Source organism: Curvibacter soli (genome assembly GCF_029211125.1).
Classification (GTDB): Bacteria; Pseudomonadota; Gammaproteobacteria; order Burkholderiales; family Burkholderiaceae_C; genus Curvibacter_A; species Curvibacter_A soli.
Genome location: NZ_JARGEN010000061.1, coordinates 1 through 25,452, shown reverse-complemented (window position 1 = coordinate 25,452; position 25,452 = coordinate 1). Strand labels below are relative to the sequence as shown.

Here is a 25,452-nt window from a genome sequence, read left to right as displayed (position 1 = left end):
CACCACCTCCGCGCCAGTGCTAGCTTTTCGTACCGTCACTTATTGCACTGAAAACGAGGAGACCCCCCTTTCCACTGAAAGAACACAACCCATGCCCCAATTCACCCTGCGCCAGAAATTTTTGTTCGGCATGGTCGCCGTGCTCACGGTGTCACTGCTGGTGATGTTGGGGGGGCGATTCCTTGGCAAGGCCGCGCGCTTCCCCCCGATGGCCAGTCCAAATTCCCCCACCTGTGGCCACCCCAAATTCCCCAGGCAAGACCGGTTGGATTATGACGACTCAGTGCCGATGGCGATGCGTGCGGCGGCCTCTTTGAGCCGGTAGCTCTTGCCCTCGAATTCCAGCATCGTGCAGCGGTGCATGAGGCGGTCCAGGATGGTGGTCGCCATTGTGGCGTCGCCCAGATAGCGACCCCAGTCCTGCACCACGCGGTTGGAGGTCACCACGATGGCGCGGCGCAGCTTGTAGCGCTGATGCACGATGGCCTGCAGGACCTCGGCGGCGTGCTCGCTGATACGCCTGGCCAGGAACAGATCGTCCAAGATGATCAGGTCAGGCTCCACCCACTCCTTGAGCAGGCCGATGCGCTCGGTGGCACTTGCCAGCGCGTAGCGGGCGAATTCGGCGTCGGCCTCGAGGTAACGCACATCGTGGCCGCCCAGCGTGGCCTGGTAGGCGATGGCCTTGGCAATGTGAGACTTGCCGGTGCCGGGTTTACCGACGATGAGCGCGTTGGAACCCTCGGCGATGAACTTCAGGGTGTGCAGCTCAAAGCAGGCCGCGCGGGGCAGCTTGGGGTTGAAACGCCAGTCGAAGTCGGCCAGGCTGACCTTCTCGTCCAGACCCGAGCGCTTGTAGCGGCGCTCTGTCAGGCGCGATCGGCGCCGGTCGAGCTCATCCTGAAGCATGGCGGCGAAGGTCTGCAGAAATGGCTCCTGGGCGACCTGGGCCTGCATCACGCGGGTCGACAGGGTCTCGGCAATACCCGACAGGCGCAGCTGGCGCAGCGCGCGCTCGATCTCGACCATGTTCATGGCTGGCTCCCAACTGCGGCGGTGGCCGCAGCGTGGGCAAACAGGTCACCGTATTCATCGGCATCGCGGATCAGCTCGTGCTGCTGGGTCAGGGTCGCCGTGGTGGGCGTTACATGCTCGCCACCGGCCTGGGTCTCGATGGCTTCAAGCGCATCGGCAAAGAGCGCCTCTGTCAATGCCTGGACGCGCTTGAAGCTGTAGATGCCCTGCTCCAGAGCCTGGGCGCAAGCGGCGTTGACACAATGCGCCGGATATCGGCGCACCAGGCCGACGATGCCCCAGAGCTTGCGCTGGCCCACCCGGCCCTCGATGGCAAAGAGCAACTGGCACAGCCGGGCGGCGTGTTCGCCAATCTGGCCGGCCTGGCGCAGGATCAGGCGGGTCTCACGCGAGGGGTTGAACACCCGCTCATCCTGGGGCAGCACCACGGTGCCGGGGCGTTCAGCCTTGGGGTGACTGCGCAGCAAGGTGCCGGTTTGCAGATCAAAGATCTGGATGCGCTGGGCGAAGATGCGCACCCGCACCTTCGATCCGATGACCGCCGGGCGCGCGGCGTAGCTGCTGTGCTCCACCCGCACACAGCTGTCGTCGCACACCGTGCGCTGGACCTCTTCGAAATACTGCATGCCCAGCAGTGGCAAAGCTTTGAGGTGGGGGCGTTCTTCCGCGAACATGGCCTGCACCTGGCGCCGCTCGGTGCCGTGGATGCGCTTGGCTGCCCAATTCTTCTCCCATTGCGCCAGGAAGGTGTTCTGCTCTTCGATGGACTCAAAGCGCCGGCCCTTCAAGGCCGTGGCCTGGGTGTGGCCGATGGCGTGCTCTACCGTACCCTTGCGGTTGGGGTCACGCACCCGGGCCGGGTCGGCCACCACGCCGTAGTGCGCCAGGGTGGCGGCATAGACCGGGTTGAGTTCGGGCTCATACAGGTCGGGTTTGATGACGCCCTCTTTGAGGTTGTCCAGCACCACGTACTGCGGGCAGCCACCGAAGTGGCGAAACGCGCGCTCGTGCAGCTCGGCCCAGACCTGCTGGCTGGACTTCCAGACCACGTGCCGAAAGCTGGCCCGCGAGTAGCGCAGCGTGGCCACGAACAGGCGCGGTTTGCGGTACCGGTTGCTGCCCGGCACCCGGGTGGGTGCACCCTCACCGTAGTCCACCTGCATCTCCTCTGCGGGCAGGAAGGACAGGCGGTCGAATTGTTCGGGCTCCTTGTGACGCAGCCGGGCCACGAAGCGTTTGACCGAGTTGTACTGGCCGGCAAAGCCGTGGACATCGACCAGGTCCTGGTAGATGGCCGTGGCGTTGCGCTTGAGACGCAGTTGGGCCTCGATGAAGTCGCGGTACGGCTCGCATAGGGAGGCGGCCACTGACGTGGGAGCCGGTGGCCAGGGTGGGGGAATTTGCGCGGCCACGTGAGCGGCCATGGCATCAGGGCCGGTGGCCACCCCGGGGGAATTTGACTGCTCGGCCTGCCGGCGACGTTGGTAACTCCTGACGGTCTTGCGGTCGATTCCGGTGATGCGCGCGATCTCGCGCTGGGTGCTGCCACGCTCGAGCAGCGTGTAGACGGTGGCCCGTTGGTTGGGTTTCAAGACATTCACTCCTTGGCCTCCCCTCGGGGAAGACCAGAACTACTGTCCTGCCAACAGGTGCCAGCGGCGCCGGCGTTTACCCCCTGTCCCCGATCAACTGGCTGACGACAATTACCTTGGCCGGTTGACGACAACTATCTTGGCCGGTTGAGGCTCTCCCCGGGCGGGTCCGGGAGGCGGGGCTACTGTGGTGCTTTTCGACGACAGATCGAGAGGCTCACGGGATGCCCGGCAAGAAGATCACGGACCACCAAGTGAACAAGTACAAGCAACACCGCAACACCCTCAGCCAGGTCGCAGCAGCGGCCAAGTCGGCCATCAGCGAGCGCAGCGCGCGCCGCATCGACCAAAGCGACACACTGCCCTCGCAACAGCCGGCGCGGGGCTGGCGCACACGGCAAGATCCACTGGCCCTGGCTTGGGAGGCCGAGATCGTGCCGCTGCTGCGCACCGACGTGCAACTGAACGCCGTCACGCTGCTGGAGGAACTGCAGCGGCGCCACCCCGGCGAGTACGACCGTGGCGTGCTGCGCACGCTGCAACGGCGCATGCGCCAGTGGCGCGCAGTGCACGGCGCCGAGCGCGACATCTACTTCGCGCAGGAGCATCCGCCAGGCCGGCTGGCGCTGTCGGACTTCACCGTCTGCGACGCGCTGGGCGTGCAGATCGACGGCGTGCCGTTCGCGCACCGGCTGTACCAGTTCGCGCTGGCGCATTCGGGTTGGCGCCATGCGGTCGTGGTCGTCGGCGGCGAGAGCTTCATCGCGCTGTCCACCGGGCTGCAAGCGGCGCTGTGGGCGCTGGGCGGGGTGCCCGAGGAGCACCGCACCGACAGCCTGTCGGCAGCGTTCAACAACCTGGCCGAAGAGCAAGAGCTGACCCGGCGCTACGCCGACCTGTGCCGCCACTACGCCATGCGCGCGAGCCGCTGCAACCCCGGCCAATCGCATGAGAACGGCTCCATCGAATCGCGCAACGATTCGCTCAAGACCGCGCTGGACCAGGCGCTGCGTCTGCGTGGCTCCAGGAGCTTCGAACACCACGCTGCCTACGACGCCTTCGTTGCCACCATCGTGCAGCGCCTGAACGCCCGCGTCACCAAGCGGTTGGCCGTCGAGCGAGTGATGCTGCGGCCACTGCCGGCGCGGCGCACCTCTGAGTACGAGGAGCGCCCCGCGCGCGTCAGCAAGTACGCCGTCTTCACCGTCAAGGGCGTGCAGTACAGCGCCCCCAGCCAGCTCATCGGCCACCGGGTGATGGTGCGCCTGTACGCGCAGCACATCGAGTGCTGGTTCGGTGGCCAGTGCGTTCACAGCCGACCACGGGCGGCGCCCGCGCCCGGCGAGCGCCACGCGCGTGACATCGACTACCGCCACCTTGTGGCCGCGCTCAAGCGCAAGCCCGGCGCCTTCGCCCGCGCGGTGCTGCGCGACGCGGTCTTCCCGCGCGCGGTGTACCGCCAGACCTGGGAGCGATTGGCTGCACGGGTGCCCGAACGCGACGCCTGTCGCACGATGGTGGGCCTGCTGGCGCTGGCCGCCGACGGACACGAGGCACAGCTGGCCAACGAGCTGGAGCAACTCATCGAGATCGACCAGTTGCCCGACCTGCTGGCGTTGACCGGGCTGTTGGCGCCACCCAAAGGCCAGGTGCCCGAGGTCGTGGTGATGCTGCCCGCGCTGGCCGGCTACGACACGCTGATCGAGGGGGTGCTGTGAGCGCGGCGGCCCATGCGGGCAACGCCCGCCTGGATCTGATGCTGCTGGAGCTGCGCCTGCCCACTGTGCGGCGCCTGGCGGGCGACCTGTGCGTGCAGTCGGACCGAGAAGGCTGGCCGGCGCACCGGCTGCTGGAGGCCTTGCTGGAGCACGAGATGAACGAGCGCGAGAGCCGGCGCATCGAGCGGCACCGTGCCGAGTCCGGCTTGAGCCCGGACAAGCGTTTGTCCAGCTTCGACTTCGCGGCCGTTCCCAGCGTGTCCAAGGCGCAGGTCACCGCGCTGGCCGAGGGGCACGAGTGGCTCGATCGCGGCGCCAACGTGCTGTTGTTCGGCCCGCCCGGCGTAGGCAAGAGCCATCTGGTGTGCGCCCTGGGTCATGCGCTGATCGAGGCCGGCCGGCGGGTGCTGTTCACGCGGTGCTCGGACCTCGTGCAGCGCTTGCAGGCCGCACGGCGCGACCTGCGCCTGCCGCAGGAGTTGACGCGCCTTGATCGCTTTGACCTGCTGATCCTGGACGACCTGAGCTACGTGCGGCGCGACCAGGCCGAGACGTCGGTGCTGTTCGAGTTGATCGCCGAGCGCTACGAGCGTAAGAGCCTGGCGATCACGGCCAACACGCCGTTCTCGCAGTGGGGCGAGGTGTTCGTCGACCCGGCGATGACGCTTGCCGCCGTGGACCGGCTGGTGCATCACTCCACCATCCTGGAGATGAACGTGGAGAGCTACCGGCGCCGCACCGCCACGGCCGCGCAGACGCCGACGAGCAGGGCCCGCAAGACACAGACAACCACTGCCGAAAGCTGACCGGACTTCCGCCCGCCGTGGACAAGTCACCCGACCACAGGACAAGCCTGTGGACGGCCCCTGCGGGGACCGTGACTTGCCCACCGCTCCCCGACCGACGCCTTCGGCCTGACGCGCTTCGCTTGCCAAACAGCCGATTGAAAAGGAGACCAAGAACACAGAGATGACCACCCACCACTGACATCACAACTCCCGCCTCCCACCGGCCAAGATAGTTGTCGTCGGGCGGCCAAGATAGTTGACGCCAGCTAATCAACTCAGGTGGGGGAGTTTGAGGTGGCCATCAGTGGGGGAGTTTGGGTGGCCGCCGGGGCGCTTCCACCACCTGGAGCGGGAACATCTTGCGGCTGTCATGCAGATGGCACTCGCCATGCAGCGGGCAAGCTCGGGTGACACGGCCCCGGCGGTTGGCAAGGACCTGCTGCTCAAGCCGATCAAGCACGGGCAGTGGCTTGCCGCGCAGGTCGATGTGGAGTTGTTCAAGGTCGAGCAGGGGTTGTTCCGCTTGTTCGGCTTTGGTGGCGTTCTTGACTTGCCGAGCAAGGACATTGGCGACCTGGAGCGCATGAAGAAAATCATCGAGCTCGAACCTGGCAGCACCGTGAGCCCGGCACTGGTCGAGCGGCTGCGACCCGACATGGCGGTGGTGCAAGATGGCTCCGAACGTTTCGCCCCGCTAGTGGCCGAGGCGGTCGGCTTCATCAAGGCGCTTGTCTTCAGTATCAACCTGCTGGGCGGTCTGGTGCTGCTGGCCTCCTTTTGGGCGATCCGCAAAGCGGTGCTCGGGCCGCTGGAGGAGGCGCTGCGGCTGGCGGGCCAGATTGCCCAGGGCGACCTCACGGGGCAGATCGTGACGCGTTCGAACGACGAAGTCGGCCAATTGATAACCGCCCTGGCGGACATGCAGGGCAGCCTTTCCAGCATGGTGGCCCATGTGCGCCAGAACGCCGAGAGCCTGGAGGCGGCCAGTTCCGAGATTGCCCAGGGCAACCACGACCTGTCGGCGCGCACCGAAAGCCAGGCCAGCGCCCTGGAAGAAACCGCCGCCAGCATGGAGGAGCTGAGCTCCACCGTGCGCCAGAACGCCGACAACGCGCGCCATGCCAACCAGCTCGCGCAAAGCGCCAGCGCCGTGGCCGTCCAAGGCGGCGAAGCTGTGGCCCAGGTGGTCAACACCATGACCGGCATCAACGAAAGCTCACGCAAGATAGCCGACATCATCGGCGTCATTGACGGCATCGCCTTCCAGACCAATATCCTGGCCCTGAATGCCGCGGTCGAGGCCGCCAGAGCGGGTGAACACGGTCGCGGCTTTGCCGTGGTGGCCGCCGAAGTGCGCAGCCTGGCCCAGCGCAGCGCCGAGGCTGCCAAGGAAATCAAGACCCTGATCAGCGACAGCGTGGGCCGGGTCGAGCAAGGCAGCGCCCTGGTGGACCGGGTCGGCGCCACCATGAAAGAGGTCGTGGACAGTATCCGGCGCGTGACCGACATCATGGGCGAGATCAGCGCGGCCAGCACCGAGCAGAGCCAGGGAGTAGCGCAGGTGGGTGAGGCCGTCACCAATATGGACCAGGTCACGCAGCAGAATGCGGCGCTGGTCGAGCAGATGGCCGCGGCGGCCTCCAGCCTGAAGGGCCAGTCCGAGGAGCTGGTGCAGACGGTGGCGGTGTTCAAACTGGCGGGTGAAGGCAGTTCTGACCCGGCTGCCTACGCACAAGGCCAGTCGCATGGAAGAACTGCTGCCGCATCGGTTGGCAGACCACCGACATCCTGATTCTCAGCTATGGCCGCCCGCGGCAGTCAATATGGGCTTGCTGGACGCTTATGCTTCAGAGAAAAGCTCGACGAACAACTGACGTAGCCACATGTTGCCCGGATCCCGGTTGTACTTGGCATGCCAAAACAGGTTGATGGCGATGTCAGGCAGCTTGGCCGGGTGCGGGGATGTCGTCAGACCAAAAGGCACTTCGCAGCGAACGGCAAAACGTTGCGGCACGGTCGCGATAAGGTCGGTGCTGTGCAGAATGGGGCCGACCGCAATGAAATGCGGCACCACCAGTCGCATGCGCCTTTTGATGCCTGCGCGTTCAAGCAGGCCATCGACCTCACCGTGTCCGGTGTTGAGTGCGACCACGCCGACATGCTCCAATTCACTGAACTGCCTCAGGCTCATGGGGGATTTGGCGCTTGGATGGTCCTTGCGGAACATGCATACGTAGCGGTGGCGAAAGAGGCGCCGCTGAAAGAATCCGGTCTGTAGCTCTGGCAGAAGACCCAAGGCAAGATCGACCGCACCCGACTCCATATCCTCCTTCAGATTGCCTGCATTCGGGCGCAGCGTGCTGATCTGGATATGAGGAGCTCGTTGCGCAAGCGCTTCCATCAGTGGAGGCATGAAGTACATCTCGCCGATGTCGGTCATGGCCAAGTTGAAGGTGCGCGTGCTGATAAGCGGGTCGAACGAGTCACGGGTCGTCAGCGCCGTCTGCAGCGTGTTGAGCGCATAGACCACGGGCTCCGCAAGATGCAGTGCATACGGTGTCGGCTCCATGCCTTTTGACGTGCGCAAGAACAAATCGTCCTTTAGCGCCGCACGCAGCCGTTTAAGTGAATTACTGACGGCAGGCTGCGTCAGCCCCAGTTTTTCGCCGACCGTCGATACGCTCCGGTCGAGCAGTAGCTGTTTGAAGACCACCAGCAGATTCAAGTCGATGTCGCGCAGATCCATGATGTCTCACCATTATTCATGCTGGTGATTTTAACTATCAGATTTGATCTATGGCGCTATACCGCTCGACGGGCCAGAATCGCAGCCATTCGGAGACAACTGAAAAAGAGCTTGCATGGAACTGGTAGTAGAACCCCTCAATTTGCATCTGAACGCGGAGACCGGCAGCACCCTGCTTGACGTGCTCAGGTCCAACGAGGTCCCCATTTCTTATAGCTGCATGTCGGGCCGCTGCGGCACTTGCCGTTGCCGTGTGATTGCCGGCCATCTTCGCGATAACGGCCCCGAGACAGGGCGCCCGCAGGCAGGAAAGGGAACCTACGTTCTGGCCTGTCAGGCGGTACTGATCGAAAACTGCACGATTGAGATCCCTGAATCTGACGAGATCGTGGTTCACCCGGCGCGCATCGTCAAGGGGACGGTCACAGCGATAGACGAGGCCACCCATGACATCCGGCGCCTGCGCATCAAACTGGCCAAGCCGCTTGAGTTCAGCCCCGGCCAGTACGCAACGGTGCAGTTTACGCCCGAATGCGTCCGCCCCTATTCGATGGCCGGGCTGCCTGGCGATGCAGAAATGGAGTTTCAGATTCGCGAGGTTCCGGGCGGGCACGTCAGCAACTACGTTTTCAATGAACTGTCCGTAGGCGCTTCGGTGCGGATCAGCGGCCCCCTCGGAACGGCCTATCTGCGGCGCACGCACACGGGCCCCATGCTTTGTGTGGGGGGTGGAACCGGTCTGGCGCCCGTCCTTTCGATCATTCGAGGCGCACTGGAGGGAGGGATGAGCAACCCCATCCATCTGTACTTCGGTGTGCGGAGCGAGCAGGACATCTATGACGAGGAACGCCTTCACGCATTGGCTGCAAGGTTTCCGAATCTCAAGGTGAATGTCGTTGTTGCAACAGGCCCTGCCGGCCCTGGTCATCGATCCGGCCTGGTCACCGATCTGATCGACCGTGACCTGCCCAATTTGGCGGGATGGCGCGCCTACCTGTGTGGCGCTCCGGCCATGGTAGAGGCCCTGAACCTGCTCGTTGCTCGCCTGGGCATAGCACCCGGGCATATCCATGCCGATGCGTTCTATCCCAGCGGTGTCTGAGCGAAGGCGCCATGCGAGCCCAATTTAATCCAAGGAAACCATGCCATGAATGAACCCCAACCCGTGTTTCCCCAAGATCCGAAGTGGCCGGGCGACGGCAGCAGCCGCGTTCCCTTCTGGGCCTACACCCGCGAAGACCTGTACAAGCGCGAATTGGAGCGCCTGTTCTATGCAAACCACTGGTGCTATGTAGGCCTGGAAGCCGAGATTCCGAATCCAGGCGACTTCAAGCGAACGGTGATCGGTGAGCGCTCGGTCATCATGGTGCGTGATCCGGATGGCGGCATCAACGTGGTGGAGAACGTCTGCGCCCACCGTGGCATGCGCTTTTGCCGCGAGCGCCACGGCAACGCCAAGGACTTCTTCTGCCCCTACCACCAGTGGAACTACAGCCTCAAGGGTGACCTGCAGGGCGTGCCCTTCCGCCGTGGCGTCAAGCAGGACGGCAAGGTCAACGGCGGCATGCCCAAGGACTTCAAACTCGAAGAACACGGCCTGACCAAGCTCAAGGTGGCCGCCCGAGGCGGTGCAGTGTTTGCCTCTTTCGACCACGATGTCGAGCCTTTCGAGGACTTCCTGGGCCCAACCATCCTGCACTACTTCGATCGCGTCTTCAATGGCCGCAAGCTCAAGATCCTGGGCTACCGCCGCCAGCGCATCCCGGGCAACTGGAAGCTGATGCAGGAGAACATCAAGGACCCCTACCACCCGGGCCTGCTGCACACCTGGTTCTCGACCTTCGGGCTCTGGCGCGCCGACAACAAGTCGGAACTGAAGATGGACGCCAAGTTCCGCCACGCCGCAATGATCTCCACGCGCGGTCAGGGCGGCAAGAACGAGGAGGTCGTGTCCGGCGTGGACAGCTTCAAGGAACAGATGAAGGTGAACGACCCGCGCCTGCTCGACATCGTGCCCGAGCCCTGGTGGGGCGGTCCGACTGCGGTGATGACCACGATCTTCCCCAGCGTGATCATCCAGCAGCAGGTCAACAGCGTATCGACCCGCCACATCCAGCCCAACGGTCACGGCTCCTTCGATTTCGTCTGGACCCACTTCGGCTTCGAGGACGACAACGAGGAGTGGACCCAGCGCCGCCTGATCCAGGCCAACCTGTTCGGGCCGGCGGGCTTCGTGTCGGCCGATGACGGCGAGGTGATCGAGTGGTCGCAGGAAGGCTTTGAGCAAAAACCGACGCACCGCACCGTGATCGAGATGGGCGGTCACGAAATCGGCGACACGGACCACATGGTCACCGAGACGCTGATCCGCGGCATGTACGACTACTGGCGCAAGGTGATGGGGGAATAAACATGGTCGACTTCAAAACCTATTTCGAACTGCTGAACCTGTACAGCGACTACGCCATGGTGTGCGACTCCGCCAATTGGGAGAAGTGGCCTGATTTCTTCATCGAGACCGGCACCTACCGCCTGCAGCCGCGCGAGAACTTTGAGCAGGGCCTGCCGCTGTGCCTGCTGGCGCTGGAGAGCAAGGCCATGATCCGTGACCGGGTGTACGGCGTCAAGGAAACCATGTACCACGACCCCTACTACCAGCGCCACATCGTGGGCACGCCGCGCGTGCTGTCAGTGGAGCGTGATGCGGACGGCGAGCGCATCACCGCCGAAGCCAGCTATGCCGTGATTCGCACCAAGTACGACGGCGATTCCACGATTTTCAACGCCGGCTATTACCGAGACGTGATCGTGCGAACACCCGAGGGCCTCAAGCTGAAGTCGCGCCTGTGCGTTTACGACAGCGAAATGATTCCCAACTCCATCATCTACCCTATCTGAGAACGAATCCAATGAGCGAGAACTGGATCGACGCCGCCGCCCGCGACGAGGTGCCCGAGGGCGACGTGATCGGCATCAATATCGTCGGCAAGGAGATTGCCCTCTACGAGGTGGCGGGCGAGATCTACGCCACCGACAACACCTGCACTCACGGCGCCGCCCGCATGAGCGATGGCTTTCTCGAAGGCCGGGAAATTGAATGTCCTTTGCATCAAGGCCGATTCGATGTTTGCACGGGTAAAGCCTTGTGCACACCCCTGACACAGGACATCAAAACCTACCCCGTAAAAATCGAAAACATGCGCGTGATGCTCAAGCTGGACTAAAACTCTTTGCAGGAGGAAAGCCAAATCCGGAAATCACCCCACCCAACCCAATCACTACCCGTTTTCAAACAAGAGGAGACAAGCAATTATGAGTTACCAAAACTTAGTGAGTGAAGCAGGGCTGACGCAAAAGCACCTGATTCATGGCGACAAAGAACTTTTCCAGCACGAGATGAAGACCATCTTCGCGCGGAACTGGCTTTTTCTGACCCATGACAGTCTGATTCCCTCCCCCGGCGACTATGTCACAGCCAAAATGGGTGTCGATGAAGTCATCGTCTCCCGCCAGAACGATGGCTCGGTGCGAGCCTTTTTGAATGTTTGCCGTCACCGGGGCAAGACACTAGTTCACGCTGAAGCCGGAAATGCGAAAGGCTTTGTGTGCAGTTACCACGGCTGGGGCTTTGGCTCCAACGGCGAACTGCAAAGCGTTCCCTTTGAAAAAGAGTTGTACGGCGATGCGATCAAAAAGAAATGCCTGGGCTTGAAAGAAGTCCCCCGCATCGAAAGCTTTCATGGCTTTATCTATGGCTGTTTTGATGCAGAAGCTCCCCCGCTCATCGATTATCTGGGTGATGCAGCCTGGTACCTGGAACCCATCTTCAAGCACTCTGGTGGCCTGGAACTTGTAGGCCCCCCCGGCAAAGTGGTGATTAAGGCCAACTGGAAGGCTCCTGCGGAAAACTTTGTAGGTGACGCCTACCACGTTGGTTGGACGCACGCATCGTCTTTGCGCACAGGGCAGTCGATATTTACTCCTCTTGCGGGCAACGCTATGCTTCCACCCGGAGGCGCGGGCTTGCAAATGACCAGCAAATACGGCAGCGGCATGGGGGTGTTGTGGGACGCTTATTCCGGCGTTCACAGCGCCGACCTGGTGCCGGACATGATGGCATTCGGCGGCGCAAAACAGGAAAAGCTCGCCAAAGAAATCGGTGATGTTCGGGCGCGGATTTACCGCAGCCATCTGAACTGCACGGTTTTCCCGAACAACAGCATTTTGACCTGCTCCGGCGTTTTCAAGGTCTGGAACCCGATCGACGAGAACACGACCGAAGTTTGGACGTATGCGATCGTGGAAAAAGACATGCCGGAGGAATTGAAAATCCGCTTAGCCGACGCGGTTCAGCGCACGTTCGGACCTGCAGGCTTCTGGGAAAGCGACGACAACGACAACATGGAAACCGAGTCGCAAAATGCCAAGAAATACCAATCCAGCAACAGTGATCTGATTGCCAATTTGGGTTTCGGCAAGGACGTCTACGGCGACGAATGCTATCCGGGCGTCGTTGGCAAATCGGCAATCGGCGAAACCAGCTATCGCGGATTCTACCGTGCCTACCAGGCTCACATCAGCAGCTCCAATTGGGCCGAGTTCGAAAATACCTCCCGAAATTGGCACACCGAACTCACCAAGACGACTGATCGCTAATCCAGGAGCCAACCATGATGATCAATACCCAGGAAGACAAGCTGGTCTCCGCGCACGACGCCGAAGAATTTCATCGTTTCTTCGTCGGGCACGACAGCGATCTGCAGCAAGAAGTCACCACACTCCTGACCCGAGAAGCACATCTGTTGGACATTCAGGCCTACAACGCCTGGCTTGAACACTGCGTTGCCCCCGAGATCAAATACCAAGTGATCTCGCGAGAACTTCGCTCCACTTCCGAGCGTCGATACCAACTGAATGATGCGGTGAACATCTACAACGAGAACTATCAGCAACTGAAAGTTCGAGTTGAGCATCAGCTCGACCCGCAGAATTGGGCCAACAGCCCGAAGATGCGTTTCACTCGCTTCGTCACCAATGTCATGGCAGCCAAGGACACGGGTGCACCGGATCTGCTGCATGTCCGCTCCAACCTCATTCTCCACCGCGCCAGGCGCGGAAACCAGGTTGACGTGTTCTATGCAACGCGAGAAGACAAATGGAAACGTAACGAAGGTGGTGGCATCAAATTGGTCGAACGCTTTGTGGACTACCCTGAGCGCATTCTCCAAACCCACAACCTGATGATCTTCCTGTGAGCCCTGGGGATGCCTGCCTGGATGGCGGGCATTCGTGATTATTTTTAACGGAAATTTATTGACATGAACACACAGCAAGTTGTTGCCATCACTGGCGCCGGCTCGGGCATTGGTTTCGAGTTGGTTCGCTCTTTTAAGGCAGCCGGTTATCGCGTATCTGCACTCGTTCGCAACGAGGAGCAAGAGGCGGGTCTTCGCAGTGAATTCAAAGACGACATTGAGATCGTGGCGGGCGATGTCCGTGATCACGCCACCAATGAGAAGCTGGTTAAACAGACGGTTGCCAAGTTCGGGCGCCTGGATTGCTTCATCGGAAATGCCGGGATATGGGATTACATGCTGAGCATCGATGAGCCTTGGGAGAAATTCTCGGGCAGTTTCGACGAGATATTTGACATCAACGTCAAAAGCTATTTCAGCGGCATCAGCGCGGCCTTGCCGGAGCTCAAAAAGACGAACGGATCGGTGGTGGTGACGGCTTCCGTTTCTTCCTATGCGGTCGGTGCCGGCGGTTCTTGCTACATTGCCAGCAAACATGCGGTGCTGGGCATGGTCAAGGCTTTGGCCTACGAATTGGCTCCGCACATCCGGGTCAATGGCGTTGCGCCAGGTGGCACGGTCACTTCTTTGGCTGGCCCGGCAAGCGCTGGCTTCGACAAAACCAAAATGAAAGACATGCCCGGCATCGATGACATGATCAAAGGCCTGACTCCCCTGGGGTTCGCGGCAAGGCCCGAGGACGTGGTGGCACCGTACCTTTTGCTGGCCTCCCGAGAACAAGGGAAGTTCATCACTGGGACGGTGATCAGCATTGATGGCGGCATGGCGCTCGGCCGCAAGTGAATTTTCAATCAAATCAGATTTTTCAACCCCATTCCCAGGAGACAACCCATGAAGACGAAATTGTTCATCAACGACACCTGGAGCGCTTCGAGTGACAAAAAGTCATTCGATCGCAAGCACCCTGTCAGTGGCGAGGTCGTGACCCAATGCGCGAACGCCACGGTGGACGATGCGGTCAATGCGGCTCGAGCCGCTCAAGAGGCGTTCAAGTCCTGGAAGGCCGTCGGACCCTCGGAGCGGCGGCGCCTTCTTTTGAAGGTGGCAGACGTCATGGAGAGCAAAACGCCCGAGTTCATCGAAGTGATGGCCAAGGAAGTGGGCGCCTCCGCGCTATGGGCGGGGTTCAACGTGCACCTGTCGGCCAATGTGTTCCGGGAAGCCGCCTCACTGGCCACGCAAATACAAGGTGAAACCATTCCGACGGACAAGGCTGACACCCTGTCGATGACGCTGCGTCAACCGGTCGGCCCCATCTTGAGTATCGCGCCATGGAACGGCACCGCCGTGCTCGCGGCGCGGGCCATCGCGTATCCGTTGGTCTGCGGCAATACCGTGGTGTTCAAAGGCTCCGAGTTCAGCCCCGGCACGCACGCGTTGATCGCGAAGTGCGTACAGGAGGCCGGCCTGCCCGCTGGCGTGCTCAATTATCTGAACTCGTCCCCGGACCGCTCGCCCGATATCGCCGATGCGCTGATTTCGTCTAAAGAGATTCGTCGCATCAACTTTACGGGCTCCACTCGCGTGGGGCGCATCATCGCCCAGAAAGCGGCCCAACATCTCAAGCGCTGCTTGCTGGAGTTGGGTGGCAAGTCCCCGCTGATCGTTCTGGACGACGCGGACATCGACGCGGCGGTCAAGGCAGCGGTGTTTGGCAGTTTCCTGTTCCAAGGCCAGATCTGCATGTCCACCGAACGCCTGGTGGTCGACGAGAAGATCGCGGACGAATTTGTCGCGAAGTTCGTCGAGAAAACCAAGAAGTTGAGTGCAGGCGATCCGTGCGTGACCGGGGACTGCGTCATTGGTCCGATGGTGTCGTCCAACTCGGGGGACCGGATCAATGGCCTGTTGAAAGATGCCATCGACAAGGGTGCCAAGGTCGTGTGCGGTGGTATGGCCGAGGGTGCGGTCATGCCCGCCACGATCCTGGACCACGTGACAGCCGACATGCAGATCTACGATGAGGAAACCTTTGGTCCCATCACTGTGGTTGTTCGTTGCAAGGGCGAAGCCGATGCCATCCGTATTGCCAATGACAGCGTCTATGGCCTGTCATCGGGCGTGTTTGGCCGGGACGTGAACCGGGCCCTGCGCGTGGGCATGGCGATCGAATACGGCTCGGTCCATATCAACGGGTCCACCGTACAGACCGAGGCGCAGGCGCCTTATGGCGGCACAAAGGCCACCGGTTATGGTCGCTTCGACGGACGCGCGGTGATTGACGAGTTCACGGAGATCAAATGGCTGACCATTGAACCGTTCGAGCAGCAGTATCCCTTCTAAGCCGAAGCAACAAAGGAGTTAAACCATGAACAAGCCGGCAGCAGTCATTGAATTGGGGTACATGGGCATTTCGGTCAAGGATCCTGCAGCGTGGAAATCCTTTGCCGCGAACATGCTGGGACTTCAAGTCCTCGATGAGGGTGACAAGGATCGCTTCTATCTGCGAATGGACAATTGGCACCATCGGATCGTGGTTCATCACAACGGTCAAGATGACCTTGAATACCTGGGCTGGCGTGTCGCCGGTCAACCGGAATTCGAGGCATTAGGTCAAAAGCTCGTGGACGCAGGCTACAAAGTCCGCGTGTGCGACAAAGCCGAAGCACAAGAACGGATGGTGCTGGGCCTGATGAAGACAGAAGATCCGGGGGGCAACCCGACCGAGATTTTCTGGGGACCCCGGATTGACCTGAACAACCCCTTCCATCCCGGTCGTCCCTTGCACGGGAAATTTCTAACCGGTGATCAGGGCCTGGGCCACTGCATCGTGCGTCAGAACGATGTTGAAGCGGCACGTAAGTTCTATAGCTTGCTGGGATTTCGTGGAGATGTCGAGTACCGCCTTCCTTTGCCCAACGGCATGACGGCTGAGTTGACGTTCATGCATTGCAATGCTCGCGATCATTCCATCGCTTTCGGTGCAATGCCTGCGGCCAAGCGCCTCAATCATCTGATGATTGAATACACTCATATCGAAGATTTGGGTTGCACACACCAGCTTTTCACGAAGGAAAAGATTGACATTGCCTTGCAATTGGGCATCCATTCCAACGACAAGGCGCTGACGTTCTATGGTGCAACACCTTCCGGCTGGCTGATCGAACCTGGGTGGCGAGGGGCTCCCTCCATGGCCGAATCGGAATATTACGTCGGCGACATCTTCGGCCATGCTATCGAGGCCACAGGATATGGTTTGGACGTCAAGCTGAGCTAACCATGCAATAGATGCGCAATCGGTCGCATCTGTTTTCCCCATTCAGTTCCATATAAACAAAAGGAGACAATGATGATCAAAGAAGCCATTTCCCTCGCAGGACTTGGGATGCTGATGCTCAGCACCGCATATGCCAAGGATTCCCGTTGGTCATATCGCATCGGCGCCACCAACGTAGCCTTCGATGCGAGCGCCAAAGTTTCGATTGACGGAACAAGGGTGCCGGGTGGAAGCGCTGACGCCAGTGACAACAACGCTTTGACATTTGACTTCGGTTACATCATTAACGATAACTGGAACGCGCGATTAATTGTTGGCATTCCACCCACCACAAAAGTGACGGGCGCAGGCACGCTGCCTCCGATTTTGCTGGGCCGTGTCCAATATGCTCCTACAGTTTTGTCGGCGACCTACAACCTGCCACAGATGGGATTGGTTCGCCCGTACGTGGGGGCGGGGATCAACTACACTCGAATTCTGAAAAGCAAAGATGCCAATCTGACCTCATTCGATGCAGATCATGCGTGGGCACCTGTGCTCCACATCGGCGCGGAAGCCGACATCAACCGCGACTGGTTTGTCAGCTTTGATCTCCGCAAACTTTATTTGAAAACAGATGCATCTGGGTTTCTTGGCCCGCAAGTCGCCACGGCCCGCGTAACATTGAATCCGTTGTTGACCTCGATTGCGATTGGTCGGAGATTTTGATCGGCCCACTTTGATTCCCAAGTTCTATTTACACCACCATTTTTAAAGGATATTTGAATGACAAGAAAGACCAGCAAAGCGACGCGCCTGACTGCAGAGGATATTCAAGGCGCATGGGTCATTATGCCGACCCCCTCCACTCCGGATGCTTCGGACTGGCGCAGCACGCACACGGTTGATCTCGACGAGACGGCCCGGATCGTCGAGGAGTTGATAGCGGCCGGGGTCAATGGCATTCTAAGCCACGGCACTTTTGGTGAATGCGCGACGCTGACGTGGGAGGAGAAGCGGGATTTTGTTTCAACGGTCGTCGAAACCGCCCGTGGTCGAGTGCCCTACTTCTGCGGCACAACAGCCTTGAATACCCGTGAAGTTATACGCCAGACCCGCGAAGTGATGGACATTGGTGCCCAAGGAACCATGCTCGGCGTGCCGATGTGGGTGAAGATGGATCTGCCCACCGCCGTGCAGTTTTATCGCGATGTGGCGGAAGCGGTGCCAGATGCTGCCATCGCTGTTTATGCCAACCCGGAGGCTTTCAAATTTGATTTTCCTCGCCCGTTTTGGGCCGAAATGTCCAAAATCCCGCAAGTTGTTACAGCCAAGTACTTGGGCATCGGAATGCTGGACTTGGATCTGAAATTGGCTCCAAATATTCGCTTCCTTCCGCATGAGGATGACTATTACGCTGCGGCCCGAATCAATCCTGAGCGCATGACCGCCTTCTGGTCCAGCGGCTCCATGTGCGGTCCAGCGACTGCCCTCATGCTTCGTGATGCGGTGACACAGGCCAAGACGACCGGTGACTGGACCAAGGCCAAGGCCATTTCAGATGACATGCGCGCTGCCGACGCCACACTGTTTCCACGCGGCGATTTCTCGGAATTCTCGAAATACAACATTGGTCTCGAAAAAGCACGAATGGACGAGGCGGGTTGGCTCAAAGCGGGGCCGTGCCGGCCACCCTATACGCTGGTACCAGATGAATACCTTGCAGGTGCTCGAAAATCAGGCAACGCCTGGGCCGCACTGCATACCAAGTACGCCGAGGAATTGAAGAAAACCAAAACGGCAACCGGCTCGAAAAAGAAGTGAGGCGAGGCCAGGTCCTGAGTCAGATATCTCCGATCAGCACAACCTGCTGATCTGGAGGTTTTCTGGATTAGTGCAGTCGGCGAGTTAAAAATATGCCAGTACAGAGTGGAAGCGCCACAAGCGCAGGGTGCACCGATCGCCCTGAAGCAATCTCACACTATTGCCATCTTCTCTTTGTTGGGAGTGCATGATCGTGATGGTCGATTTTTATTTCGATTTTTTGAGCCCATTTTCGTATCTGGCCAACCACCGTTTGTCGGTGCTCGCCGGGCGTTATGGATTCTCCATCCAGTATCACGCCATTGATTTGGCGCGAGCAAAAACGGCCATTGGCAACATCGGGCCATCCAATCGGGACCTCAAGGTCAAGCTTGACTACTTAAAGGTGGATTTGCAGCGATGGGCCGATCTCTATAGGATTCCGTTGGTTTTCCCCCCTAACTTCAACAGCCGCCGGGTGAATGCCGGACTGTATTACCCGGCAGCCAGGGAGCGAGCCGCTGAATATGTTCGCCTTGTTTTCGATTCGGCTTGGGGGAAAGGGTGGGCACTGGATGCTGATAGCTTGCTGGCTGAGGTATGCGACAAGCTAAACTGGGATCTCGGTGAATTTGAAGATTTTTTGAACAGCGAAAATGCCGCCAAGGCATACGACGAAGAGACGCAGGCGGCCATTGACCGAAAGGTTTTCGGGGTTCCCACCGTGTTTTGGGATGATCAAATGTGGTGGGGAAATGACCGCCTTTTCATGCTTGAGAGCAGGTTGCAAAAGGAAACGCAACCATAAATTCTCAGTGCATCGATTTTTCTGATTTTTCAACCACGCCTTGATTTTAAGGAGTCTCATGAAGCTTTATTACAGCCCCGGCGCATGTTCATTGTCGCCTCACATCATCCTTCGTGAAGGTGGATTTGACTTTCAGCTAGAAAAGGTTGATCTCGGCACCAAGGTGACTGAGACTGGTGTTGATTACAAGACCGTCAATCCCGTGGGCAGTGTCCCCGCTTTGCAAATGGATGATGGGCAGGTGCTCACCGAAGGGCCGGCCATCGTTCAATACCTCGCTGACCGTGTGCCAGAAAAATGCCTGGCACCGGCAGCTGGCTCGCTGGAGCGTTACCGACTGATGGAATGGCTGAATTTCATCTCCACCGAATTGCATAAAAGCTTCGGAGCGCTGTTCAGCCCGGTGTTTCCACAGGATGCCAAGCCAGTCATCAAGGCCCAATTGGAAAGCCGTCTTGCCCATACCGAGCAGATGCTCGGTGACAAGGTTTGGGCCATGGGGAACGACTTTTCCGTGGTGGACGCCTACTTGTTTACTGTGCTTGGCTGGGGGGCTTACGTGAATGTGGACCTTTCGCCTTGGCCCGGCCTGCAAGGCTACCTCAACCGCGTGGCTGAACGTCCAGCAGTCCGGGCCACATTGTCGGCTGAAGGTTTGATCTGATTTTTTTAGAGAAATAAATAAAGCATGGCCAGCCTCCATGAGCGGCCAGCCATGCCGCGGGGCAGCCGTGGGCAGCGGCCTCGATCAAATTTCGATGCACACAGATTACGAGCCCCTTTTTCCGACTGCGGTCGGATTCAGAAATTGCCGATACTTGCTTTGGTCTGATCGAAGCGTGAGGGATATCGGCTTCCCCTATCCACATGCTTGATGAAGAGGAGCGTATCACCATGAGTCACGAACTTGGCCGACTGGAAGACCTGCCGCAGGACTACCGAGACGAACTCAAACAACTTAACCTGGTGCCGCTATGGCCCAGCCTACGCGCGGTGCTGCCGCCCAATGTCCCGACCCGCCAGACGCAGCCGACTTACTGGTCCTACCAGACGCTCAAGCCGCTGCTGCTCAAGGCCGGTGAGCTGACCCCCATTGAGAAGGCCGAGCGCCGCGTGCTGGTGCTGGCCAACCCCGGCCACGGCCTGGAGAAGATGCAAGCCAGCGCCGCCATATACCTGGGCATGCAGTTGCTGCTGCCCGGCGAGTGGGCGCCCAGCCACCGCCACACCCCCAACGCGGTGCGCATGATCGTGGAGGGCGAGGGCGCCTACACCACCGTGGATGGCGAGAAGTGCCCCATGAGCCGGGGTGACCTCATCCTCACGCCCACCGGCCTGTGGCACGAGCACGGCCACGACGGCAACGAGCCCGTGGTGTGGCTCGATGTGCTGGACCTGCCGCTGGTGTACTACATGGAGGCCAGCTACCACATCGACGGCGAGCGCCAGCAGGTCGACCCCGGCCGGGGCGACTGCGCCTGGACCCGTGCGGGCGTGGTGCCAACCCCCGTGTTCCAGCGCAGCGACAAGCGCTATCCTCTCTTGCGCTACCCTTGGGCCGACACCCGTGCCGCCCTGCTGTCGCTGGCGGCCGACCAGCCTGAGCAGGAATGCGTGCAGGTCACCTACGTCAACCCCGAAACGGGTGACGACGCCGAGAACATCCTGGGCTTCTACGCCCTGATGCTCAAGCCCGGCCAGACCCTGCGCCTGCCCGTGCGTTCGCCCGCCGTGGTGTTCCACCAGATCGAAGGCCGCAGCGAGGCGCGCATCGCCGAGTCCACCTTCGCCCTGAGGGAAGCCGATACCTGCTGCGCCCCCGGCTACACCGAGGTGACGCTGAAAAACCTCTCAGCCGACCAGCCGTCCTTCATCTTCATGGCCGACGAATCGCCCCTGCACCGCAAGCTGGGCGTCTTTGAAAACCGCGGCTGAGCCGCCGCGAAGCACCACACAACAGGAAAGCAAGTGAGCAACTACCTCTGGAACCCGCCTCCCGTCCAGTCTCTGCCCGTTCGTGGCAAGACCGAGCGCTTCCCCATCAACCGCATCTTCTGCGTCGGCCGCAACTACCACGCCCACGCGGTGGAAATGGGCCGTCCGGTCGACAAAAGCGTCGAACAAGCGTTCTACTTCACCAAATCGCCACAAACCCTGGTGGAAAGTGGTGCGACCGTGGCCTACCCGCCGCGCACCAGCAACTACCACTACGAGATGGAGCTGGTGCTGGCGATCGGCAAGCCCGGCTTCCGCGTCAGCGAAGACCAGGCGCACGAGTTGATTTACGGCTACGCCGCCGGCCTGGACATGACCCGGCGCGACCTGCAACTGGTGGCACGCGACAAGGGCCGCCCCTGGGACACCGGCAAGGACATCGAGGAAGGCTCGGTCTGCTCCGAGATCGTGCCGATGCAAGGCGTGGTGGTGGAGCAGGGCGCGATCGCCCTGGAAGTCAACGGCCAGACCAAACAGTCGTCCAACGTGGACAAGCTGATCTGGAACGTCCGCGAGATCATTGCCGACCTCTCCACCTACTACCACTTGCAACCCGGCGACCTGATTTACACCGGCACGCCCGAAGGCGTGGGCGCCGTGGTGGCGGGTGACAAGATCATCGGCCGTGTGGAAGGCATTGCCGAGATCAGCCTGACCGTCGGCCCGGCCGAGTGAGCCTGCACGCGATGAAGCTGTACAACTTCTGGCGCAGCGGCACGTCACACCGGCTGCGCATCGCGCTCAACCTCAAGGGCGTGCCCTACGAGTACCTGGCCGTGCACCTGGGCAAGGAAGAGCACCTAAAGGACGCCTTCAAGGCGCTGAACCCACAGCAGTTGGTGCCCGCGCTGGACACGGGCGCGCAAGTGCTGATCCAGTCGCCGGCCATCATCGAATGGCTGGAGGAACAGTACCCCACGCCCGCGCTGCTGCCGGCCGACGCCGACGGCCGCCAACGGGTGCGCGCGCTGGCCGCCATCGTGGGCTGCGACATCCACCCCATCAACAACCGCCGCATTCTGGAGTACCTGCGCAAGACGTTCGGCGCCGACGAGGCCGCCATCAACGCCTGGTGTGGCACCTGGATCAGCGCCGGTTTCGATGCCTACGAAGCACTGCTGGCGGTCGACCCGAAGCGCGGCCGCTACAGCTTTGGCGACACACCCACGCTGGCCGACTGCTACCTGGTGCCGCAGGTGGAAAGCGCCCGCCGCTTCCAGGTGGACCTGACGCCCTACCCCCTGATCCGCGCAGTGGACGCGGCCTGCGGCGAGTTGGACGCATTTCGGCGCGCCGCGCCAGCTGCTCAACCTGATTCGGCTTGACGAAAAATACGCCGCCTTCGCCCTAATAAACAGTTCGTAGCCCTGCCCAGTGACAAGTATCAATGAGCAATAGTGAAAATGTAAGGGGAAAGATTATGAAACATATTCTGACCCGACGAGCAGCCCTGAGCACTTTGGGCTCCCTTGGAATCGGGGGCCTTCCGGGCATGAGCTTGGCGCAATCCGGCCCTGGCGTGGCCACGATCGTGATTGGACTCGCCGCAGGCGGAGCGACCGATATGGCTGCCCGCCGGTTGTCTGAGGGAATGCGCGGTGCCTATGCTTCCAGTGTGCTCGTCGACAACCGCACGGGGGCGGGTGGTCGAATTGCGATCCAGCATGTTAAGGCCGCGGCACCAAACGGCGCGACACTTCTGCTGACGCCTGCATCCATGATGACGCTATACCCTCACACGTACAAAGATCTGGGATATGACCCGGTCAAGGACTTTGTGCCGGTCGGTATGGTTTCGACAAGCGAGGTTGGGTTTGCGATCGGGCCCGCTGTCCCGGAATCGGTTGGTAGCCTCAACGACTACTTGGCCTGGATCAAGAGTAACCCTGATTCTGCCACGTTTGGCCATGGTGCCACCGGCTCTGGACCGCATTTCTTGGGCGAGCTGCTCGGGCGGCTTTTGGGCGTGAAAATGGTGCAGACAGGCTTCCGCGGTTCCCAGCCTGCGATTGTGGACCTGTTGGGGGGGCACATCCCGGCGGTGGCCGCGCCCTTGGGTGAGTTCCTCCCTCACATGAAGACCGGCAAGATCCGGGTGCTGGGCGTGACTGGCGCCAACCGCTCTCGTTTCCTGACCAACGTCCCGACCTTCAAGGAGCTCCACATCGCCTTGAGTGAGATGACCGAGTGGTTCGGGGTATTCATGCCCGCAGGCACGCCCGCGCAAGCGGTCCAGCAAGCCAGCGCTGCCATGAAGTCGGCTGTTGCAAACCCGGAACTGGTCAAGGCCTACGCCATGATGGGCATGGAGGCTGGTTGGAGTTCGCCTGAAGGCTTGTCCGATCGATTGAAAAACGACATCAAACGCTGGCAAGCAGTCGCTGAGAAAATTGGTTTTACCGCGCAGTCTTGAGCAGAGGGGGGGCACCATGATCAAACGCCGTGAGTGGATGAAAGCCGCGGGATTTGCCACCTTATCGCTCGGCACTGTAAGAAGCGTCAAAGCCCAACCGGTACCAAAATTACTCAAGATCATCAACGGCTTCCCACCCGGAGGAGTCGTCGATGCGGTTGCACGCCGGGTGGCAGAAGGATTGGCGGTGACGGAACCCGGGGTTAACGTGATCGTTGACAACCGTGTCGGAGCGGGTGGGCGGATAGCTGTGTCCGCCGTCAAGGCAGCCGTCGACGATGGCAGCACCTTGTTGTTCACACCAGACGCCGTGCTGTCCTTGTACCCTTTCGTCTACAGCAAGTTGGACTACGATCCGTTCGCGGATCTGGCTCCCGTAGCCACCGTAGCCACTACGACTGACGCCCTTGCGCTGGGTCCCTTGGTACCGCCTTCCGTGCGTGGGCTCCGGGATTTCCTGGCCTGGGCCAAGGAGCACCCTGAACACGCAAGTTTCGGATCTCCCGGTACCGGTACACCATTGCATCTCTTGGGGGCGCTGGTAGCCAAGGAGGCTGGCGTCTATCTCAGGCACGTGGCTTATCGTGGCGCCGCGCCTGGAGTTACCGATCTGATCGGTGGGCAGATTGCATGCATGGCTGCGCCTACGGGGACGTTCTTGTCTTTCCAAAAGGCGGGGAAATTGCGCATCATCGCAACCTCTGGGCCGCAGCGAACACCCTTCACGCCCGACACTCCCACATTTGCAGAGCAAAAGTTCGGTGCAGACTACCCCGCTGGCGATCAGTGGCTCGGCTTTTTTGCTCCATCAGGCGTTTCGCCCCAAACCGTTTCACGCCTTCATCAAATGGTTGCCGAAGCCGTCAATCGCAAGGCGGTTGCGGAGGCTCTTGCCTCCCTGGGCTTGGTAGCACACAGCTTAACGCCGCAGGCCATGGCGTCCAGCCTGCGAAAACAACATGAAAAGTGGTGGGAAGTTGTCAGACGCGTGGGCTTCACCGCCGAGTCTTGAGATGCCATTAACCTCTCGTTTCATCCGCCCACTTTCGCGGCACGCAGTGCTTCGATCTGCTCCTCCAGCGGGCCCCAAACGGGCGAACTCGACATTGCCGCAGTGCTTGCACGCATCGAGCACCGCCGCACGCTTGTCCGTCAGGACCTGGGCTTCCCAGCGCTCGTTGAAATTGCCGACCTTCTGGGCACCTGGCGCAGTTGAATCGGGCTAACTGTCATGACCCTGGCGGGTCACCCTGGATGATGGAAGACACTGTGGGCGTGCAGGCCAGCACGGGTAGAGGTCGGTCAATTCTTTGATGGCACTCGACCGCGATCGCTAACTTGCCCCGTTGCCGACCACTCCTACCCAGTCGGCCCTGAACAACTCGTTTTAGCCGCGAGCCAGCGCGGAGCGGCGCGAAGTCAAGGCGGTGAGCGGCGATGTTGACGTGGGTGCCGGCAAGGCCAGCGTGGCGGTCATGGCGATCAGTCCGAGCAAGGCGCAATAAAGCACCCGCAGGTGCCGCAGGATCATCCGCAAGTTGTGCCCGGCGCCGCACAGCAGAGCGTGCAGCGCGTCGCCACCCGCGCCCTTGAGCCAGTTCTTGCCCAGTAGGCCGTCGGCCTTCATGTGTCCGATCATGGGCTCGACCACCTGACGCCGCTTGAGCAGCTTCTTCAGCCGCTTGGGCAACTTGCGCGTATGACTGATCAGCAGTCGCGCCCAACACGCGGGCTCGACACCGCGGTAGCCACGGTCGGCCAGCGCGATCTTGGGTGTGTGGCCGGTGAGGATCTCGACCAGCTCGAGCTGGCTGTCCACCGTGTGGCCGTCATACGGGTTGCCGGGCATGGAGCGCATGCCCACCACCAGGCCCTCTTTGGCCGTCACTGCGATGGACACTTTCACGCCGAACTCGTAGGGCGTTCTGGCTTTGCCCTTGGCGATGCACTCTGCCTCGGGCGCGTGCAGCGCATACAGGGGTCTCCTCGTTTTCAGTGCAATAAGTGACGGTACGCAAAGCTAGCACTGGCGCGGGGGTGGTC

Annotated in this window: 24 protein-coding genes and 1 pseudogene; 21 read left to right on the top strand and 4 right to left on the bottom strand. The window is 60.6% G+C overall.

The window, feature by feature from the left end:
• Positions 1-270: 270 nt before the first annotated feature.
• On the bottom strand, positions 271-1,035 hold the full coding sequence (gene istB, locus PY257_RS13765; RefSeq protein WP_011804279.1) for an IS21-like element helper ATPase IstB: 765 nt from the start codon (positions 1,033-1,035) through the stop codon (positions 271-273).
• Positions 1,032-2,636, bottom strand: a complete 1,605-nt coding sequence (gene istA, locus PY257_RS13760; RefSeq protein ID WP_034303860.1) for an IS21 family transposase — start codon at positions 2,634-2,636, stop codon at positions 1,032-1,034. The genes istB (PY257_RS13765) and istA (PY257_RS13760) overlap by 4 nt, the downstream gene beginning before the upstream one ends.
• A gap of 215 nt (positions 2,637-2,851) precedes the next feature.
• Here istA (PY257_RS13760) and istA (PY257_RS13755) point away from each other — a divergent pair, with 215 nt between their 5' ends.
• The 3 genes from istA (PY257_RS13755) (at position 2,852) to PY257_RS13745 (ending at position 6,925) form a co-directional block, all read left to right on the top strand.
• Positions 2,852-4,345 carry an IS21 family transposase gene (istA, locus tag PY257_RS13755; protein WP_275742770.1) on the top strand — a complete coding sequence of 498 codons (1,494 nt, stop codon included), beginning with the start codon at positions 2,852-2,854 and terminating at the stop codon, positions 4,343-4,345.
• Positions 4,342-5,151: an IS21-like element helper ATPase IstB gene (istB, locus tag PY257_RS13750; RefSeq protein ID WP_275742768.1), complete on the top strand. Its 810-nt coding sequence runs from the start codon at positions 4,342-4,344 to the stop codon at positions 5,149-5,151. The genes istA (PY257_RS13755) and istB (PY257_RS13750) overlap by 4 nt, the downstream gene beginning before the upstream one ends.
• 352 nt (positions 5,152-5,503) lie before the next feature.
• On the top strand, positions 5,504-6,925 hold the full coding sequence (locus PY257_RS13745; RefSeq protein ID WP_081769054.1) for a methyl-accepting chemotaxis protein: 1,422 nt from the start codon (positions 5,504-5,506) through the stop codon (positions 6,923-6,925).
• A 48-nt stretch (positions 6,926-6,973) separates the two neighbouring features.
• Here the strand turns inward: PY257_RS13745 and nagR are convergent, their stop codons facing one another.
• Positions 6,974-7,879 carry a naphthalene degradation transcriptional regulator NagR gene (nagR, locus tag PY257_RS13740; protein WP_034303858.1) on the bottom strand — a complete coding sequence of 302 codons (906 nt, stop codon included), beginning with the start codon at positions 7,877-7,879 and terminating at the stop codon, positions 6,974-6,976.
• Positions 7,880-7,994: 115 nt separating this feature from the next.
• Here nagR and nagAa point away from each other — a divergent pair, with 115 nt between their 5' ends.
• The 18 genes from nagAa (at position 7,995) to PY257_RS13650 (ending at position 24,421) form a co-directional block, all read left to right on the top strand.
• Positions 7,995-8,981, top strand: a complete 987-nt coding sequence (gene nagAa / locus PY257_RS13735) for a naphthalene 1,2-dioxygenase/salicylate 5-hydroxylase systems ferredoxin--NAD(P)(+) reductase NagAa (RefSeq protein ID WP_034303856.1) — start codon at positions 7,995-7,997, stop codon at positions 8,979-8,981.
• A gap of 45 nt (positions 8,982-9,026) precedes the next feature.
• Entirely contained in the window at positions 9,027-10,289 is a 1,263-nt protein-coding gene (gene nagG, locus PY257_RS13730) for a salicylate 5-hydroxylase large oxygenase NagG (RefSeq protein WP_038211663.1), read from the top strand.
• 2 nt (positions 10,290-10,291) lie between these two features.
• Positions 10,292-10,777, top strand: coding sequence for a dalicylate 5-hydroxylase small oxygenase NagH (gene nagH / locus PY257_RS13725; protein WP_161125189.1), 486 nt, complete (start codon positions 10,292-10,294; stop codon positions 10,775-10,777).
• Between the two features lie 11 nt (positions 10,778-10,788).
• Positions 10,789-11,103, top strand: coding sequence for a naphthalene 1,2-dioxygenase/salicylate 5-hydroxylase systems ferredoxin NagAb (gene nagAb / locus PY257_RS13720; protein ID WP_034303853.1), 315 nt, complete (start codon positions 10,789-10,791; stop codon positions 11,101-11,103).
• Between the two features lie 88 nt (positions 11,104-11,191).
• Positions 11,192-12,535 (top strand): naphthalene 1,2-dioxygenase system large oxygenase NagAc, encoded by a 1,344-nt coding sequence (gene nagAc / locus PY257_RS13715; RefSeq protein ID WP_275742759.1) that lies wholly within the window; start codon positions 11,192-11,194, stop codon positions 12,533-12,535.
• 14 nt (positions 12,536-12,549) lie between these two features.
• Complete coding sequence (gene nagAd / locus PY257_RS13710; protein ID WP_275502018.1) at positions 12,550-13,134, top strand: naphthalene 1,2-dioxygenase system small oxygenase NagAd; 585 nt, start codon at positions 12,550-12,552, stop codon at positions 13,132-13,134.
• Positions 13,135-13,197: 63 nt separating this feature from the next.
• A complete protein-coding gene (gene nagB / locus PY257_RS13705) occupies positions 13,198-13,977 on the top strand; it encodes a 1,2-dihydroxy-1,2-dihydronaphthalene dehydrogenase NagB (RefSeq protein ID WP_034301428.1) in 780 nt (259 codons plus the stop codon).
• A gap of 48 nt (positions 13,978-14,025) precedes the next feature.
• A complete protein-coding gene (locus PY257_RS13700) occupies positions 14,026-15,477 on the top strand; it encodes an aldehyde dehydrogenase (RefSeq protein ID WP_275742754.1) in 1,452 nt (483 codons plus the stop codon).
• Between the two features lie 25 nt (positions 15,478-15,502).
• Positions 15,503-16,411, top strand: coding sequence for a 1,2-dihydroxynaphthalene dioxygenase (nahC, locus tag PY257_RS13695; RefSeq protein ID WP_275742752.1), 909 nt, complete (start codon positions 15,503-15,505; stop codon positions 16,409-16,411).
• A 72-nt stretch (positions 16,412-16,483) separates the two neighbouring features.
• A complete protein-coding gene (locus PY257_RS13690; protein WP_275742750.1) occupies positions 16,484-17,119 on the top strand; it encodes an OmpW/AlkL family protein in 636 nt (211 codons plus the stop codon).
• A gap of 57 nt (positions 17,120-17,176) precedes the next feature.
• A complete protein-coding gene (locus PY257_RS13685) occupies positions 17,177-18,214 on the top strand; it encodes a dihydrodipicolinate synthase family protein (RefSeq protein WP_011801861.1) in 1,038 nt (345 codons plus the stop codon).
• 187 nt (positions 18,215-18,401) lie between these two features.
• On the top strand, positions 18,402-19,001 hold the full coding sequence (locus PY257_RS13680; RefSeq protein WP_032489823.1) for a 2-hydroxychromene-2-carboxylate isomerase: 600 nt from the start codon (positions 18,402-18,404) through the stop codon (positions 18,999-19,001).
• A 58-nt stretch (positions 19,002-19,059) separates the two neighbouring features.
• A complete protein-coding gene (gstA, locus tag PY257_RS13675; RefSeq protein WP_026437506.1) occupies positions 19,060-19,665 on the top strand; it encodes a glutathione transferase GstA in 606 nt (201 codons plus the stop codon).
• A 230-nt stretch (positions 19,666-19,895) separates the two neighbouring features.
• Positions 19,896-20,936, top strand: a complete 1,041-nt coding sequence (locus PY257_RS13670; RefSeq protein WP_228771123.1) for a cupin domain-containing protein — start codon at positions 19,896-19,898, stop codon at positions 20,934-20,936.
• A 33-nt stretch (positions 20,937-20,969) separates the two neighbouring features.
• Positions 20,970-21,671 carry a fumarylacetoacetate hydrolase family protein gene (locus PY257_RS13665; protein WP_026437508.1) on the top strand — a complete coding sequence of 234 codons (702 nt, stop codon included), beginning with the start codon at positions 20,970-20,972 and terminating at the stop codon, positions 21,669-21,671.
• Positions 21,672-21,682: 11 nt separating this feature from the next.
• The gene (gene maiA, locus PY257_RS13660) at positions 21,683-22,321 is read left to right on the top strand and encodes a maleylacetoacetate isomerase (RefSeq protein WP_026437509.1); all 639 of its coding nucleotides are present in this window, start codon (positions 21,683-21,685) and stop codon (positions 22,319-22,321) included.
• A gap of 194 nt (positions 22,322-22,515) precedes the next feature.
• The gene (locus PY257_RS13655; RefSeq protein WP_161125183.1) at positions 22,516-23,409 is read left to right on the top strand and encodes a Bug family tripartite tricarboxylate transporter substrate binding protein; all 894 of its coding nucleotides are present in this window, start codon (positions 22,516-22,518) and stop codon (positions 23,407-23,409) included.
• Positions 23,410-23,425: 16 nt separating this feature from the next.
• Positions 23,426-24,421 carry a tripartite tricarboxylate transporter substrate-binding protein gene (locus tag PY257_RS13650; protein ID WP_026437511.1) on the top strand — a complete coding sequence of 332 codons (996 nt, stop codon included), beginning with the start codon at positions 23,426-23,428 and terminating at the stop codon, positions 24,419-24,421.
• A 375-nt stretch (positions 24,422-24,796) separates the two neighbouring features.
• On the opposite strand, the pseudogene PY257_RS13645 reads toward PY257_RS13650, so the two are convergent.
• A pseudogene (locus PY257_RS13645) lies at positions 24,797-25,402 on the bottom strand (transposase); the annotation flags it as partial.
• Between the last annotated feature and the right edge of the window lie 50 nt (positions 25,403-25,452).